The following is an 18267-nucleotide window of genomic DNA, read 5'->3' on the forward strand; positions in this document are numbered from 1 at the left end:
AAGTTAATAAAGGGAGTCAAATTAGAGTCGCCACAGGCTTATATTCATCCACAGCTGTGATGGTGAATATTCTGCAGGTAGGATATTAGATTTTATCTGATCGGGGGCTAGCGTTTTATGCCTTCAACTACTCAATCCGTTTATTAACGATTCATCGCTTTATAAACAACAATATATTGTCTGATTTAACCCCGACGAAGATCGCCACAAATACCAACAATAATTATCGCGGCCCCCTTTTTTGTGCTCCCCTCCAGTGGCTTTGGTCATAAAATGATTTTTTCACCTCATTGTCGACTATTTATTAATGTTGATAAGACACCGTTCCTTGATGTAATTCCGCACGGGAACATACATTGTGGAATTAATGTTCTATTTTCTTTGCCCATTTTTGCTATTATTCATCAACAGATGAATTAATGGAGTTTGAGATGGCAGATAAACCGGGAAGACCCAAAGGAGAGACCCAAACTCGCGCTGCACTCATCGACGCGGCACAAGGATGTTTTCTTCACAACAGCTATGATCGAGTGTCTATTCGCGAACTGGCTCGGCGTGCTGGTGTCGATGCCGCGATGATCCGTTACTACTTTGATTCCAAAGCAGGTTTATTTGAAACCATGGTGAGAGAAACGATTGCCCCCGTGGCCATTGTGTTTAAACATGATGTAAAAAATCAAAAAGACTCTCCAGAAGCACTAATGCGGGCTTATTATCGAATGATGGAAAGAACCCCTGCACTGCCTAGATTAATTTTCCAATCATTGAATCAACAGGATAGTGATGAAGCGTTCACCATTGTATCGAATGTAATTCATGAGATGATCGGTTATGCCGGAGACTGGATTAAGGAATTATCCGATCAACAAAAACTCAATCCACAGCTTGATCCCAAATGGGTACGTTTAAGTTTTATCAGCTTAATGGTCTTTCCACTGATTGCGCCCAAAGTATTACTCAAAGAATTGGATTTACCCCTTAGCGAGTCCATGTTAGACCAACTGCTTGCACACAATATGCTGGTGATGAATCAAGGATTATTCCAAGAGTCATCGATACGAGCTTCAGGATCAGGAGTTTAATGATGAAACGTCTGCTATTTTGGTTACCTATTATGCTTCTATTCGCGGGTTGTTCTGGGGAAGAAGGTAATCGCGCAATGGGGTTAGTTGAACGAGACCGAATGATGCTTTCTGCACCTGTTGCGGAACAGATCCGCTCGGTTTTGGTTGAAGAGGGACAAAAAGTGAACGCTGGAGACTTGTTGCTTCAACTTGATCCCCGGCATGCGCAATGGCTGATTGACCAGCGACAAGCAACCCTAGTCCAAGCACAAGCAAAGCTAAATCAACTGCAAACGGGCACTCGTTTAGAGCAGCTTGCTGCGGCCTATGCCGCGATGCTTGCAGTGCAAGCACAAGCGCAAGATGCAGAAAAAAGCTATCTGCGAATGAAAGATCTTTGGTTTAAAAAAATAGTGGCAAAAGCCGATTTTGATTCTGCCAAAGCAATAAGAGATCAAACGGCAGCGCAATTGACTCAAGCTAAGCAGCAATGGCTTGAGCTTAAAAATGGCACCCGCAGTGAAGAAGTGGCGCAGGCGCAAGCGCAAGCTGACGTAGCACAAGCTTCATTAGCCGATGCACAACAATCTTTAGCCGAGTTAAGCATACGAGCACCCAAAGCGGGAGTGGTAGATGTTTTACCTTGGAAGCTTGGCGACCGCGTCGCGGCCAACATTCAATTAGTGACACTGCTGGCCAGTGACCGACTTTATGCGCGGGTGTATTTGCCTGCCACTGCTTTGGGTAAAATTAGCCAAGGAGACACAGTAGCGGTATGGATTGATGGTCAAGAACAACCTGTCATGGGAACCGTGCGTAACATTCGAAGTACTCCAGCTTTTACGCCCTACTTCGCACTGAACGAGCGAGATCGTGCCCGGTTAATGTATTTAACTGAGATTGACTTACCGAGCGATCAAAACTTACCCATAGGGATTGGTGTCGAGGTTCGATTACCATGAAACAACCCGCATATGTGATCGAAACACAAGGATTAACCCGTCGATTTGGTGATTTAGTCGCGGTAGATCAACTGGATTTACAGGTTACGAAAGGCAGTATTTATGGTTTTCTTGGTCCCAATGGCTGTGGTAAGTCAACACTCATACGGATGTTAACTGGGTTATTAACACCCAGTGCAGGCAAGGCCACTATTTTAGGCTTACCACTGCAAGGTAATGAAGAGTCGCTCAAAAGCCGAATTGGCTATATGACGCAGAAATTTTCCTTGTATGACAATTTAACGGTATTGGAAAATATGCGCTTCGTTGCGGCCATCTATAGTGTTAAAGATAAAACCCGCGTGGCAAGCTTATTGGAACAATATGGCCTCGAGCCGCAACAAAAGCAGTTAGCCGGCACCATGAGCGGTGGACAAAAACAACGCTTGGCGCTGGCGTGCGCCACCATGCACCGCCCTGAACTGCTGTTTCTTGATGAACCTACTTCTGCTGTCGACCCGCAAAATCGACGGGACTTTTGGGAGCACCTGTTTGATCTTAGTGACAGTGGCACAACGATTTTGGTGTCGACGCACTATATGGATGAGGCAGAGCGCTGTCATCAATTGGCCATTTTAGAAAATGGCATCAAACGGGCAAATGGAACCCCGCGTGAGTTAATGCAATCAATGGGGGCCACGGTTATCGAAGTCAGTGGCGATAATATAAGGGAGTTAAAACAAAAACTAACTGCTGTGGACGCGGTTATTTCAGCATCCCAATCTGGTACTCGCTTAAGAGTACTGGTCAATGAGTCTATAACGGAGCCTTTGCAGTTTCTGAGCACTGTTTGTGATCAACATCAGCTTGAAATCGTTCGTCCGAGTCTTGAAGATGTATTTGTCACCAGTACCGGAGGTCGACATGTGGGGTAGATTAGTTGCCATTGTCTTCAAAGAAATGAAACAGCTGTCTCGAGATCGGATGACATTTGGCATGATTGTGATGATCCCATTACTGCAATTAATGTTATTTGGTTATGCCATCAATACCGATATTCGCCATGTGCCCGCTGGCATTATCGACATGAGTCAAACCACCTATAGCCGGGCAATCAAACAGACAGTAATTGCTACGCAAGCAGTTGACTTTAAACATCAATATTACTCTATCGATCAAGCTGAAAAAGCCATTACTAATGGCGAAGTCAAAGCCGTGCTTTATTTACCCGTCGATTTGCCTCAACGACTGTTAATTCACCCTGCATTTGATCCAAAACAGGGCTCATCGCAAATTACTCGACCCGTTGGACAATGGCTCTTGGACGGTTCCGATACCATGGTTGCCGCAACAATCCGATCGCTAAGAAAACTACCACTGGATGAAGTGGCTAACCGCTCAATCACAATGAGTGTACCGACATTTGAAGTGGTTGAATACTTTAATCCAGAGCAGCGATCAGTGGTCAATATTGTTCCCGGTTTACTGGCGGTGATCTTAACAATGACGATGATTATGTTCACCTCAGCGGCGATTGTTCGTGAGCAAGAGCTGGGAAATATGGAGTTTTTAATTGTAACGCCGGTTCGCCCACTGGAACTTATGCTGGGTAAAATCATTCCGTATATCTTGGTTGGACTCATCCAAGTGGCGATTATTCTCAGTGCTGGACACTGGATATTTTCAGTACCGGTCCGCGGCGGCTTAGATTCGTTACTACTCGCTTCTTTCTTGTTTATCTGCGCCAGTTTAGCATTGGGCTTGGTCATTAGTACCATTGCGAAAACCCAGCTTCAAGCGATGCAGTTAACCATTTTTGTGCTGATGCCATCAATTTTGTTATCTGGATTTATGTTCCCTTATGAAGCTATGCCCATTGGAGCCCAATGGGTAGCGGAAGCTCTGCCTGCAACCCATTTTATTCGTATGGTGCGAGGCATTGTGCTTAGAGAAGCCGAAGTCATGTCACTAGGCCAGGATGCACTGTGGTTACTCGGCTTTACCTGTATTGGGGTGTTGCTAGCGGCCAAGCGTTTTAATAAACATTTATAAATGGATTAAAGAAGCGGTGAGTGGTGAAACAACTAGGGAGTGTTTATCTTTGGGGCTCACATGTTGTTAAAATAAACCAAGGCTAATCGTGTTTCAAGGGTGACACCGAGTCATTTTAAGCTATTAGCTTGTAATAATTCCCCCTTGCTTATAAATATGTACAACCATTTAGCTGCATTTTTCGGGCGGAATGGGCCTGTAAATTATGTATTGGATTGGTGCTGCGTTATAGATTGCTGATGTAGAAAACCATACTTCATAAGCTCTGCCTTAGACAAAATGGCCACACATTGCAGCAAAATACTCCAAAATTCATCTCAAAAGATCAATAGCTCATAGTCTCTTGGCAAGTAGGTCTTTAGCAGCTGTTATTATACCTTTGTCTTAACGACTGACTATCACATAAGACGTTAACATGGCTAAACGTCTTAGCAAGTAGGTCTTCAACCGAGTCAAACTCATTGACAGTAGAAAGTAAAGACCCGCCCCTGACGAAACTGTTATGATGCAGCAACTTTTATGGCAGTCATTTTCTGGAGCGCCCTTGACACTGAATCAAATTAAACAAGCAATATACGCCCTTTATTTAACCAATAAGTTCGGTATTAAGCTAAAAGGTGATCACACACCCGATGACATGACGAGAATTCGGTTGGAGTATGCAGAAACGCTATTATCTCGCTTGAATATTAGTGTAGAGGTTGAAGGCATTGAGAAGGTTAATCAAGGTGGTCAATATCTTATCGTGTCGAATCATCGAAGTATTATCGATCCATTAATTGTCGAGATTGCTCTAAAGCATAAGGGAATTAACAGTTTATGGATTGCGAAGAAAGAACTTTATAATTCGTTTTTCTTTGGTATGTTTACCAGAAATGCTGGCACAGTATTGCTAGATAGAGAATCAAGTAAAATGAGTTCGTTTTTCACGGACATTAAAAACAAGGTTTCCAAAGGTTACTCTATTAGTGTGTTCGCTGAAGGTACGCGTAACAAGAGTGATGAAACATTGACTGAGTTTAAAGAAGGCGCTCAAATCATCGCGATGAAAAATAGATTGCCGATATTACCAGTATTTATAAAAACCAATGCCAATGAAGTCTTGGGTGAGTCGGTGAAAAATAATACTAAAGATTTAAAAATCATCATCAATATTGGTGACATGATTGATTATAAAGATCGTTCTAAAACACTGCAAGACTCGTATAAGTCGCGGTTTAATCTCCTCTAGCCGTTATGACGTTGACTGTACCCTCTGCACACGCCAATCTATTAAAGTGGTGAAGTTAACAAGCTCAGCGCCTTTGTAACTCAACCGAAAATAGATCGCATACGGTGGCTTACCTTCGCGCAGAACGAGGAATCGTATTTTATTTGGTCATCACGGTGCAATTTATTAAGCTATTAAACTAAAAAGTAAATATGAAAATTGTTATTCGGCATGATTAAAATGAGCAAGGCCTGATGAACGGATCATTGTAATGGCTAGCGTTAATGGCTAGCATTAATGGCTCACTCATTTAGCGTTTAATGCTCAGTATTTTTAAGCCACAATCACCCCGCTTTGCGACTTAAAAAAGATGCTCATGATCAAAAAAAGGCGAACACAAAGACTTGACCTTCAGCCATAGGCTGACCACTTGCGCTACAGTATCAAGAAGGGAGCCCTTCGGCGGGTCTTCGACCTTGCTACTTTCGCAGGTAAACCTTGAGCAACAACAAGATCAACATCGATATTCTTCAAATTGTGAACCCGCCCCCTCACCTGAATGTAATGGTCAAGATCACAGAGAACATTGTTAATTTTGTTTCGAGCGATTGTTGTGTTTTTTGCTATGACCATAAAACTGTTGCACCAGTTGTGTCGCGCCTTTCAAGTTCTGATCTACTTTGGCGGCGTCCGTCAATGCATGGGTTGGTTTAATTGGGTCTTAACGCACCATAAAAAATAATCTGCAATGCTCTGCAGCGTTGTCCTCGATTAGTTGATGACCCATTGACTGATCTTAGATTGGGTCAGTACAACATCTTCAGGCAGACTGGTCATACTAATGCCGCGACCTCGAGATATGTTTCCACTGAACGACAATTAGGTTAACACCAGCAACTGCGTGCAAAAAATGGTCCGCTGGCTTTGAATTTGCCTGCTTCTCGACATAAATAGTGCTCTTTTCTTTAATGGCTTTCAATCCATTGGGTAGTTCTAAAAAATGAGGCATTATCACTCTCTCTAATTGTACTTCCAATTATACTTACTATATTGTTCTGACCAACGAAAGCGGTTACTAGCAATGAATACGGCAAAGAAAAATCTTGCACTTTTAGTCTACCCGTTAAAAAAAGCCGTAGACACAAACCTAATCCATCAAAAATGAAATATTTACAACCACAGCAGTTTATAAAATTTTATTAAAGAGAAATTTAATTAAACTTTAGATTATAAACATCCTGAACCCTTTTTTATTTTACTTCTTGAAGTGCTTTTTTAGTAATCGGTAATATAAAGTGTTCGAGTACAACTCACTCCAAAAAATTAAACCTCGATGTTTTATTAGTGATTTATTATATAAACCACTCCATAGAAATATTAGTTCTTTTTACGTTTATTTTATCGTAAAAAATTGATAATAGTCTAGCCACGACATCGATTTCCACTCTATAATTCAATTTAAATAATAATATTAAAACCCTTAAAAACAGAAAGATATAGTGGTTTACATATATTTTTAGAGTAAATACACTAATTTGTGATTTAGATTATTGAAAATCGTTGATTATAGGAGTAAGTTACTCGCCACTTGATGGTTATTGTTGATACTTGAGATTAGTAATTTTTCACCATCTCAAAAAAATGTACCATTGCTTTTTGCTATAAATACTGCTCGACGTTATTCGAGTTAAGCGATTTTATGCAACTGCAGATAGTATCGATTTAATAAGAGAGATATTTAGCTTGCTAATGTTAAGGCCAATTAAATTTCCAGTTAATAAACCGAATGACGTTAAGTAGAAAACAACTCTGATTATTTTTAAATTATAAGGAAGTGAAATACTATGGGTTTTTTATATAATATGCCAAATATTGAAGGTTGGGGGATCGCGATTGCGGTTCTCTTTACCTTAATGGCTTTCAATGAATTTGCTCGTACTACCCGTTGGGGTGGGATCTCTATGTTTATAGTGCTTCCTATCATCTTGACCATCTTCATTTGGCCAACCACTGCAGCACCTGGTAATGAGTACGGTACAGGCAACTGGTTTAACTGGGTAAAAACCTACTCTTGTCTTGCTGGTGCAATTGGTTTTATGGCCATTCGCTTCATTCCTGGTCTTTCTAAAAATAAGTATGTGTTAATTTTCCCCGCGGCTATTCTTGCTCTTAATATCTTCGAAGCCTGTATTCGTGATTTCCAAGTCTATAGCTATGGTGCATGGGATGGCGAAATCATTAACCAACTTTGGATGATGTCAGGTTCATGGAACATCATGAATGGTATTGCAGGTCTACTTAACATTGTTGCTATTTGTGGTTGGGCTGGAATTATTATTTCAAAAGATAAGTCAAAAGATATGATCTGGCCTGATATGATCTGGCCTTGGATCATTGCTTATGATTTCTGGAATTTCGCTTACACTTATAATTGTATCTCGGATCACTCTTTCTACGCGGGTGTTGTACTGTTACTATCTTGTACTATCCCTGCATTCTTCATCAAGAAAGGTGCTTGGCTACAGCATCGCGCTTCAACATTAGCCTTGTGGATCATGTTTGTCATGTCTGTTCCTCAGTTCGCAGATAAAATTGCACCAGTTCCAACAACGCATGATCCAAAAGCATTCTTCATTGTAAGTTTGGTCGCACTACTGGCAAATGTTGCCCTTGTGGTATACCAGTTTAATAAGATCCGTAAACACAAACTGAATCCTTTAAAAGATGAAATATTCACAGATTCAAAAGACTATAAACTAGTTATTAAAGAAAATACTTAATTAAACTCTTTATAACAAAGACTCAGAGCCCTTCATGAATTTAATTCTTGAAGGGCTTTTTTGTAGCGATTCGATCATTAAAACTAGACGATATCTTTATTTGATAACTCAGTAATCAAATAAAGATATTTTAGCGGGGTATTGCGTCATATTGGTGTTTATTCACATTGTTCCAAAAATACGAGCTAACAGGTTATCTAACCGAGCCGGTTCATCATTGTCTAAAAATTTATGCCACATATGCAACCCCATCGGTGGGTCAAGGCAATAATGTGTTCACCGATGGCCTTAGGTATCTATTCTACAGTTCACTCTTGTCATTGCTTTGATGCGACTCATGTACCGCAACAAGCGGTTGTACTGCCTTGATATTTATAAACATAGGCGTTGACAGTCCAGCTACGCCTCTACTGAAATCCGTAGCAGTGGCCCTATAAACGTGGGACACCCATGCAGATTAGCCGTTGGAATGGGTGCCCATGTATTCCGACATTGGTAATCAGGCGCGCCTCTCTCTTATTCTATATAATTAGCCATACCAGACATAACCGTATCAACATATATCTTCTTTAGCTGTTCCGGTGTACTCGCATCACTAGAAAAACACAGGCGTATGACGGAGCTAAATAGAAGACTCATCAATAAAATAAATTGTTTTAACTGTATCTCATCCTTAGGACGGGCGACTTTGAGTACGCTTTGAAATATTTTGTCGGCTTTGACATTACTTTCTAAGGTCGCAAGATTAACAAGATCGGTATCAATCGACTCAAACCAAATTTGACGTAGTGCCGACTCATTTTTATGTAATAAATAAATATCATCAAAATTATTATTTAGCACCATCTCTAGGTCTTCAAGTGTTTTCAGAGCAATAACATGTTTATCCACGATAAGCTGGATTTTTTCCATAAAATGTTCAGCTAAAGAAAGAATGATTGCTTCTTTATCTGAAAAATATCGATAAATCGAAGCTGGGGATGTATTCGCACGTTTAGCTATATCGGTAATTTTAAGGTTACCGATATTTCTTTCTTCAATTAACCCCTTCACGGCTTCAAGGATTATTGCCACTCGTTCTTTACTACGATTTTGACTAGGATTTTTTCGGTTGGTGGCTTGTTTTAAATTCATCTGATTAAGCTCTTGCTCATAATATAGAATAAATAATTGGCTCAATATAGCATATTAAAAAATCAGATTCAGCTTGGTAATTATGTTGCGGCATTTGAGTAAAAGTGATCTTACAAGTATTAATTAGAGATCTAGAACACAAAATAAACAGAAGTAGAATTTATATTTTGACATTTAGTCGAGAACTCGAGATCATAAAAACGTGACGTTTAATCACGTTTTATGGTTTGGGGATATTGAGCTATTTGATTAACGACTAATTAATCATTTTCACTCATTAAATTACCAACAATAAGCAAAGATTTCACACTACCAACTGTGAATTGTAATGGTCGTTTTTATCCAAAAAGGAAGCTTTACTTTAGCTACACAAAATAAAGGAATATATATATGTTTTTTGAAACAATCCCTTGGCAATCTGCGCTTGTTGGTGTGGCAGTCACACTCGCGCTAATTGTGCTCAATGAAATATCTAGACGCAGTAAATGGGCTGCAATATGCTGTTTCATTGTCTTACCGATTATTTTAACCATCTTCGTATGGCCAACAACAGCTGCCGAAGGTACTACTGTAGGCAGTTGGTTTGCTTGGGTTAAAGTTTACTCTTGTCTTGCTGGTGTCATTGGTTTTATGGCTATCCGTTATATTAAAGGTGCAGTTAATAATAAATATTTGTTGTTTTTTCCTGCCTTTATTTTAGGTTTCAATATTTTTGAAGCTGTTATGCGTGAATTCCAGACTTCTGGTTTCAATGGTATGCACGATAGTATGCTTATTATTGGCGGCCAGTGGAACATCCTTAACGCTATTGCGGGTATCTTAAACATCGTTACAATCTGTGGTTGGGCTGGTATCTACATCAGTAAAAATAAATCTCAAGATATGATGTGGCCAGATATGCTTTGGTTCTGGATCATCGCGTATGACCTATGGAACTTTGCTTACGTGTACAACTGTGTACCAGATCATTCATTCTATGCCGGTATGTGTCTACTTCTTTCTTGTACTATTCCGGCCTTCTTTATCAAAAAAGGTGCATGGTTACAGCACAGAGCATCAACACTAGGTTTCTGGATGATGTTTGTAATGACGTTCCCTTCATTCGTAGATACTAGCGCATATGCGGTTAAATCTTCGCATAATACTGATGCAATGTGGTTAATTAGTATTATCAGTATTGCATTTAATCTCGGCGTATTTGTTTACCAGTTTGCTAAAATCCGTAAATTTAAACTGAGTCCTCTTAAAGACGAAATACACACAGATCTTAAAGTTTACCAAGATGTTGCAGCGGTAAATAACTAGATAGTAAATAGATTTTATTTGTTCTATAAATAAAAAAGCCTCTCGATTTTGAGGCTTTTTTGCATGCCAAAAATTTAAATGTGCCAACTAAAAATTGTTACTACGTAGAGCAGACCCAATTGATGACATCCGCATAGACAGTTTCTGTATTCTTCTCATTCAACATTTATTAACGCTCTTGTAGATATAAATGATGCGTTACCTTTTCGCAAAAAAGAAGAAAACCCAAGCGACCCATTTTAATGATGAATTAACAGAATGTTGTTCAACTTTGATTGCGATAGTATTTATCACTATTTAAATGTATAAATTGAACGGGAATTAGCGAAAAATTGAGCTTTAGATGAAAATCGATGAGCATTATGGCAGATTCAAACATCACAAGCGGTTTGATATTAATCAAGGATGAAATGGGATAATTGATGTTAAACGTTAAGCCTTAAACCTTAAGCACACCACTAGGCATTGGCAGATTGTTGCACCTTGTCGCCGTTTTAGCGCTAAATGCTCACTGTATTCTGTTTATTTTTAAGTGGCATAATTATTTTTCCACACAATAGAACTGTCATCAATGTTGCGCAAAACAAAAATGCCTGATTAAGTGGTTATCAATTATCGCCCCGTAATGTTAATGCGATGACCCTGCAATGTAGCGCCAACGGTTACGGCCATGTTTATCTATTGAATGGGAAAAAAGCGACTCATCTCCCCCGTCCGCTTGACCAGATAGAGAACACTAACCATATTCCACCAACGACAGCACTCAGAAATCCAAGTACGCCAAATAACGGCAAACCAAACAAGGTCGGGCCACCATCAACCGTCATCACAATAGAAGAGCCAATAATCATGGCCGCTACAACATTACCTATTGCCACTCGGCTAGCAGCACGGTCAAGTTGATTGCCAAAGGCTTTTAACCTCGTTACATCAACATGTAGCTGAAATCTCCCGCTACGCGCTGAGCGAAAAAGTTGCTGTAAATCATGCGGTAATCCGGTTAACAGTTCGGCGGTACCGACAATAGCTTGCCAACCTCTTTTGGCCATTGCATCTGGTGCATATCGGTCTAACATTAGCTGGTGTAATAATGGCTCTGCTTCAAAAACCATATCAAAGTCAGGATCTAACTGCAGGGCAACGCCTTCAAGCGTTATCAATGCTTTAATCAATATAATTAAATCAGGGGGTAAGTTAAGGCTATATTCTCTAAGTAATGACATCAGCTCAGTAAGCATCATGCCCAAATTGAAGTTCTTTAATGAAACGCCATGATATTTATCAACAAACTCTTCTACTTCAAAAGTAAGATTTTCACAATTTAATGGCGGATCTCCAGCCCAAGTCAGTAATACTTCAACAACTCTAGGCGCATCCAACTCAACCATGCTATGTAAAAGCTGTACCAATTGATGTCGGCGCTCGAAAGACAGTCGTCCAACCATACCAAAATCAATAAATGCAATTCTATTTTCCGGCAGATAAAAAATATTACCTTGATGGGGATCTCCATGATAAAAACCATCAATCAACATCATTTTTAACGCCGCTTGACCGCCATGCTTGGCTAACAATTTTCTATCTAACCCTGTTTTCTCCACAGCTTCGATATTTCGCCCAGAAATACCATCAATAAATTCTTGAACATTGACACGTTCACGGCACCACGGCCAATAAACTTTAGGAATAACGATTTTTGGATCATTATTGAAATTTTTGGCGATCCTTTCAGCATTACGACACTCGGCCAACAAATCCAATTCCCGCCGCAAAGAGTGGGTAAATTGACGTACCACCTCACGAGGTCTAAAACGCCGTAAAGATGTTGACTCGGACTCCATAACTTCAGCAATGCGGGCAAGTAAACGTAAATCGGCCTCCATTATCGGTCGGATACCCGGCCTGCGGACCTTAATAATGACCTCAGTGCCATCTTGTAATCGAGCTCGATGAACTTGCGCAATGGAGGCGGCAGCGAGAGGTTTAGGATCAAATTCGGCAAAAGCCTGTTGCGGGCTACATCCTAGGTCTTCGTGTAACTGTTTACAGATTAATTCAAATGATACCGGAGGAGCTTGATCCTGTAATTTTTCAAATTCAACAATCCACTCTGGAGAAAACAGATCTGAGCGTGTCGCAAGGATCTGTCCTAGTTTAATAAAGGTTGGCCCCATTTCAGCCAGGGCATGACAAAACCTGACTGGTGAATCTACATTGGTTATTTCCGAAGCATACTTCCAATGCAGTGCCTTACCTGCGCCATTAACCACATTCGCTAGGCCAAGTCTTCGCAGCACATCGCCGAAACCATAACGGATTAAGACCGATGCAAGCTCATTAAGTCGACCAATATCTCGCGCGGTACCTAACGTATCCCAAAGCATGGCGCACCTATTTATTCTTATTTGCAGTAGAATTGGATGTTAATTTATCATCCAAGGTTTGTGCAATCCCGTCAAGAAAACCTGCTACTAAAATCTCGGAACATTTACCATCGCCAGCGGTGTGACTATAGCTCCCTTGAAGTAAAAACGGCCAAAGCTGGTTTGGTTTTCGGTTTGAGAAGACCAATGCCAAAGGCGGCCATTGCCACTGCAATGATGGCATTGAGGTAGTTGAAAAAAGCATAGGGCGCGTAGTCAAGTACGTCTACCCCTAGAGTGGCGGTATAAAAGGCACCGGCCGTGGTCCACGGAATAAGGCCTGTGGTCATAGTGGCACCTTCTTCAACTGAGCGCGAAAGAATGGCAGCCTCTAAATTTTGTTGCTCATATTTGGGCTTAAACAGTTGGCAACTTAGAATAATCGAAATATAAGCCTCTCCCATAGCAATGTTACCTAAGAAGCCGGACATAATAGTTGTGGCAATAAGGGTGGCAGTGCGTTGCACTCTTTTTATGATACCGGCTAATAGTGCAGTGAGAAATCCCGCGCCGTGCAAAATTCCGCCTAGCGCGATAGCCATTAAAGCCAGCAGCAAGGTCCAGCTCATGCTGCTAATGCCGCCGCGACCAAGCAAAGCATCTAAACTGGGGATACCCGTTGATTCGGGCGTATTTTCCCACAGCGCATTAAGCACGGAGATAGCACTTTCTTGCTGATAAACAATCGCGATTAGCACGGCGAGTATAATACTGCATGACATAGTCACTTCTGCAGGCACTTTTCTAATGCTCAGTACAGCGAGTAAAATCAGTGGTAATAAGGTGATCAGCGGCGTAAGGCTATAATTGTTGGCTAGTGCCATTTGAATTGAGGTGACTTCTGTTAAGTCTATATTTTGCTCGCCATAGTTCAATCCGATCACTAAAAATATTAAGAAGGTGAGGATAAAGGTGGGCGTTGTGGTAAACAGCATGGAGTAAATGTGTCGATAAATATCGGTGCCAGCACTCATAGCGGCGAGGTTTGTGGTATCTGAAATCGGCGACATTTTATCACCGAAGGTTGCACCGCAGACAATCATACCTGCGACTAAAGGCAGGGGAATATTCATGGCAGAGCCGATGCCAATAAAAACCACGCCTAAGGTGCCGACGGTACCCCAAGATGTTCCGGTTGCTACCGACATCAAGGCGCACAGTAATAAACCGACGGCCAAAAACAAACTTGGACTCAGCCAGCTAAGGCCATAATAAATAAGCGTGGCGATGGTGCCACTGTGCATAAAACTAGCAATCACCATGCCGATCAATATAAATATATAAATGGCAGGCATGGCTCTGGTGAGGGCGCTAGTCATCAACTCGCGTATGTGTATATAGCCGTAGCCAAGACTAAAAGCGTTGAGTCCTATCCACAAAAGACACAGAAACATCAGTGTATGCAGACTGATCCCTAAACCAAAAAGTCCTCCTGCAATGGTGATGATAATCACGCTAAAACAGATAAGAGACTGCAAAAAACCAGGGCTACGGGGTAAGTTAGGAGTGATTACAGGCATTGGCACACAGTATGGTAACAATTGGGATGAAGTTGAGTATATCAGTACAGATAATTGGGTAAACTATAAACAAGCAGGATATGAAAAAAAATAAACCTTTCGTCTTTTATAAGCAATGGTTTAGCTACCAAGCAAAGGCCAACTCGAAAGATATATCATCACAGAGTGCTGCACATAATTATTTATAAGCTCATTTATAAGCTCATTTACAAGCTCATTTACAGGCACAATGGGTTACATCCTCTACATCCTCCACATACTCAAAAAAGCTGTTGCGCTTGTCGGGTTGAAAATTATGGTTGCGAAATAAATTTAGCCTATTGCCTTAAAAAAAACGTCTACTTTTGTATAAATGACGTACCTAGTATGACCACATACGTTTTTAATCAATATTCACATGGTAAAAATTATCCATTCGTTATCGATTCACAACCTATTGTTGCGGTATCTAATGCAGATACAAATTTTTTACCATGTGAAAGAGGCATTATCATGAATCACAACCCTTCTCAGCCACTTCGCGTTACCTGGGCACTTAAAACAAGCTTTATTGCTGATGCTTTGGCCATGCCAGTGCATTGGTATTATCAACCAATGGAAATAGAGCGTGCTTTTACTGGTGGTATTCAGCGCTTTGAGGCCGCCCCTGAGTTTCACCCTTCATCTATTATGTCCTTGCACTCCAAACATAAAGGGGGGCGACAGTCCAATGATCGATCGTCTAAAGGGCATTCAGCTAACGATCCGTCGCCGCAAGTGGTAGGCGATATTATTTTAAAAGATAAGGCGCAGTTTTGGGACAAACCGAATGTGCATTATCATCAAGGCATGCAGGCGGGCGAAAACACCCTCAACGCCCATTGCGCTCGTGTACTGATGCGCACCCTGGCGAGTTCGCCACAACCCTATGACCGACAAGCATTTGTTAATGCCTACATTGACTTTATGACAATGACTCCCGCCGCTCATCCCGATACTTATGCAGAATCCTACCATCGAGGATTTTTTGCTAACTTGGCGCAGGGACGCAAGCCTGAAAACTGTGGAATGATAACTCACGACACGGCATCCATCGGTGCATTGGTGACAATAGCGCCTTTGGTTTTTTCAGAACGACTTAAGGGCATAAGCGAAGCCGAGATAAAGATTGCCTGCCGAGCACATCTGGCCTTAACCCATCCTGATGAATCCTTAATGCAGGTGTGTGATCGCTACGTGCAACTCTTGTGTGGTCTGATGGATGGGCCTGATGAGGCAGGCGTTAAGGCACTTTTACTTGAAGCAAGTAAAGGCTTAACCAGTACTAATTTAGCCGGTCTGTTAAAACGTAACGTGCCCGACAATCAGGTCGTCGGCCAGATATTTTCAAGGGCATGTTATATTTCAGATTCTTGGCCTGTCGTCTTGTATCTAGCCTGTAAATACCAAAATGACCCTTGGCAAGCACTGCGAATCAATACTAACTTAGGCGGTGACAACGTACATCGCGGCATAGTGCTGGGAACCTTGCTTGGATTGCAAAGCGATATTGTGGCCACCAGCTGGTTTGAACAACTGGTAGACCACAAATTGATTGCTCAGGAAATTGAGGCGCTTATCAGCGTGGCAAGCGCTCCCAAACCGTAAGTTCAGACAAGGTATGCTGAAACTTGTGCTGAGTTTCACGGATCACAAACGGGACTTTGCGCGGCTCACCCACTAACATAAAGTGGCTTGATAGTTGCTCTTTCAAGCCATCTAATGTGCTGTAGTTTTCGCCATCTTTTTTGAAACCCCCAATCCATTCTTCCTTGGGTGTATGTTCTTCCAGCCACGTATAGGGCGATGCAATAATAAGCAAGCCGCCATCATTGATGCGCTGTGCCATATCCGCCAGAAAACGGCTCGGCTGGTAAAGCCTATCAATCAAATTAGCAGCTAAAACTAAATCATAAGCAGTGAATTGGGGTTTGAGATTACAGGCGTCGCCTTGATGAAATGCAACACGGTTTGCATAAGCTTCCAACCCTAGTTCTTGCAGGGTACGAGTATGGTAGCTAACTAATTCGCCTTCTTCGGCACGGGCGTAACGCACTGCGCCTTGCTGCGCCATTTTAGCCGCTAGGCGGGTAAAGTTTGCTGAGAAATCAATACCGTCTACTTCATCGAACTGACGGGCCAACTCAAAACTTGCTCGACCACACGCACAGCCTAAGTCAAGTGCTTTACCGGTGGTTTTGCCCTTCATTGCCTCAAGTGCAATATCAGCTAAGGCTTTAGGAAAATTGTCTACGCCATACCAGGTGTCACCAAAGTGAAACTCTGCATATTCTGACAGAAGCTGATCACTTTCATAGTAAGCCTTAGGAGACATTGCCTCAACTTCGGAGGCAATATAGCGAAATCCGGCGTGCTGCGAAAAGTGACGTCTAAACGCATAACGTGCACTAAGGCGCGCTTCGTTACCACTTGAAATCCATGAACCACCTTTGATTATATTGTGTTTACCATCAAAAGTTGGCGTGGTGAAATCGTCATACAGTGGGTGTACTTTAAAGTTATCGAAGGGATAAATAGGCGTTTCAGTCCATTGCCACACATTGCCCACCACATCAAACCAACTGCCATGTTGATAGCGCGTTACCGGGCAGCATGATGCAAAATGGTCAAGATGCAAGTTTGCATCGGCCGCGCTATTACTCAGCTCTTCAACGCCCGCTAGTGAGCATAGACGATGCCATTCGTCTTCCGTTGGCATCCGAATTTGTTGCCCAGTTTCTACGGTTTTCCATTCACAAAACGCTTTCGCTTCATGGTAGTTAACTTCAGCAGGCCAGTCCCAAGCCATATCAATTTCTTGTGTCATCAGGCGCAAACGCCAACCATTGTGCCAACGCCAAAATACCGGGTGTTTCGCCTCAGTAAACTGCCGCCAAGCCAGGCCTTCATCGCTCCAAAAACGATTTTGCTCATAACCACCGTCCTCAACAAACTCGAGGAACTCTTGATTGCTGACTAAATATTGGCTGGCTTTAAATTCGGCTACCTCTGCCTGATGTTGGCCATATTCGTTGTCCCATCCATAGAAGGCACTATCAAAAGATTTTCCAAGATTAACTGAGCCGGCAGTAACGCTTATCAGTTTGTTTTTTGGCGCTTGGCCAGTATCTTTGCAAGCTGGCCATTGAGGTAATGGCTGGACTTTGGCAAGTTCATGTTGGCGAATGAGAACAGACGACGTCTCAAGGTGAATACGCTCGTGCTCAATACCCATGACGATGGGCCACCAGGTATTTTCCCAATCAATGGGTAGGACAAGGTGCAAGGTATCAATTAATGTTAATACTGTGGCACGCACTTTAGCGCGGTAGTCTTTTACCGCAGAAACACTGGGCCAGTCATAATTGTCTTCAGACAGATCATCCCAGCTCATTTCATCAACACCCACCGCAAAAATTGATTCCATATGAGGATTAATCCGATCGGGTATCAGTTTTGCCAATAGTAGCTTGTTGATGAAAAAAGTGGCCGTATGCCCAAGATAGAAAATAAGCGGGTGGCGCAAGGGTATAGGTTTTTGATAGAAAACAGCATCATCGCGCAAACAATCGAACAGTTGCGTATAGGTATCGAAGGTATTAGTGAAGTAAAGCGCTATTTCTTTGCGCTTATCATCCACGGTGCCGCTGTTCAGTGTAGGAATTCGGCGCAATGATCCAGAGTCAACAAACGTTGCGGATCGTTTAGCCATTTCTTGTGCGTTTTGTATAGGTAAGGTCATCCTGAAACACGTTCCTTTGATTTTTATTCTATAGTCATACGATTTACTACTGGATAAAGGCTCAACTTTTTTACTTTA

The 18267-nt window shown here is 41.8% G+C and carries 12 protein-coding genes; 8 read left to right on the plus strand and 4 right to left on the minus strand.

From position 1 onward, the window contains the following. Positions 1-431: 431 nt before the first annotated feature. From EGC80_RS17605 to EGC80_RS17630, 6 genes are all read left to right on the plus strand, one after another. Positions 432-1082 (plus strand): TetR/AcrR family transcriptional regulator, encoded by a 651-nt coding sequence (locus tag EGC80_RS17605; RefSeq protein WP_164839492.1) that lies wholly within the window; start codon positions 432-434, stop codon positions 1080-1082. Continuing rightward, on the plus strand, positions 1082-2026 hold the full coding sequence (locus tag EGC80_RS17610; protein ID WP_124011600.1) for an HlyD family secretion protein: 945 nt from the start codon (positions 1082-1084) through the stop codon (positions 2024-2026). Before EGC80_RS17605 ends, EGC80_RS17610 begins: the two co-directional genes overlap by 1 nt. After that, on the plus strand, positions 2023-2940 hold the full coding sequence (locus tag EGC80_RS17615; protein WP_124011601.1) for an ABC transporter ATP-binding protein: 918 nt from the start codon (positions 2023-2025) through the stop codon (positions 2938-2940). Before EGC80_RS17610 ends, EGC80_RS17615 begins: the two co-directional genes overlap by 4 nt. After that, positions 2930-4057, plus strand: a complete 1128-nt coding sequence (locus EGC80_RS17620; RefSeq protein WP_124011602.1) for an ABC transporter permease — start codon at positions 2930-2932, stop codon at positions 4055-4057. The genes EGC80_RS17615 and EGC80_RS17620 overlap by 11 nt, the downstream gene beginning before the upstream one ends. A 502-nt stretch (positions 4058-4559) precedes the next feature. Continuing rightward, a complete protein-coding gene (locus EGC80_RS17625; RefSeq protein WP_233768540.1) occupies positions 4560-5288 on the plus strand; it encodes a lysophospholipid acyltransferase family protein in 729 nt (242 codons plus the stop codon). A 1823-nt stretch (positions 5289-7111) separates the two neighbouring features. Then, complete coding sequence (locus tag EGC80_RS17630) at positions 7112-8047, plus strand: DUF5692 family protein (RefSeq protein ID WP_124011603.1); 936 nt, start codon at positions 7112-7114, stop codon at positions 8045-8047. 516 nt (positions 8048-8563) lie between these two features. On the opposite strand, the gene EGC80_RS17635 is transcribed toward EGC80_RS17630, so the two are convergent. Then, positions 8564-9181, minus strand: a complete 618-nt coding sequence (locus EGC80_RS17635; RefSeq protein WP_101031869.1) for a TetR/AcrR family transcriptional regulator — start codon at positions 9179-9181, stop codon at positions 8564-8566. A gap of 390 nt (positions 9182-9571) precedes the next feature. On the opposite strand from EGC80_RS17635, the gene EGC80_RS17640 reads away from it, so the two are divergent. After that, complete coding sequence (locus EGC80_RS17640) at positions 9572-10486, plus strand: DUF5692 family protein (RefSeq protein WP_124011604.1); 915 nt, start codon at positions 9572-9574, stop codon at positions 10484-10486. A 701-nt stretch (positions 10487-11187) separates the two neighbouring features. Here the strand turns inward: EGC80_RS17640 and EGC80_RS17645 are convergent. Both EGC80_RS17645 and nhaC read right to left on the minus strand, forming a co-directional pair. After that, positions 11188-12870: an ABC1 kinase family protein gene (locus tag EGC80_RS17645; protein ID WP_124011605.1), complete on the minus strand. Its 1683-nt coding sequence runs from the start codon at positions 12868-12870 to the stop codon at positions 11188-11190. 125 nt (positions 12871-12995) lie between these two features. After that, the gene (gene nhaC / locus EGC80_RS17650) at positions 12996-14429 is read right to left on the minus strand and encodes a Na+/H+ antiporter NhaC (RefSeq protein WP_206191812.1); all 1434 of its coding nucleotides are present in this window, start codon (positions 14427-14429) and stop codon (positions 12996-12998) included. Between the two features lie 492 nt (positions 14430-14921). On the opposite strand from nhaC, the gene EGC80_RS17655 reads away from it, so the two are divergent. Further along, positions 14922-16055 carry an ADP-ribosylglycohydrolase family protein gene (locus tag EGC80_RS17655; RefSeq protein WP_124012121.1) on the plus strand — a complete coding sequence of 378 codons (1134 nt, stop codon included), beginning with the start codon at positions 14922-14924 and terminating at the stop codon, positions 16053-16055. Here the strand turns inward: EGC80_RS17655 and ovoA are convergent. Continuing rightward, the gene (gene ovoA / locus EGC80_RS17660) at positions 16027-18189 is read right to left on the minus strand and encodes a 5-histidylcysteine sulfoxide synthase (RefSeq protein WP_124011606.1); all 2163 of its coding nucleotides are present in this window, start codon (positions 18187-18189) and stop codon (positions 16027-16029) included. The genes EGC80_RS17655 and ovoA overlap by 29 nt on opposite strands. Between the last annotated feature and the right edge of the window lie 78 nt (positions 18190-18267).

This window comes from Shewanella psychromarinicola (assembly GCF_003855155.1).
Classification (GTDB): Bacteria; Pseudomonadota; Gammaproteobacteria; order Enterobacterales; family Shewanellaceae; genus Shewanella; species Shewanella psychromarinicola.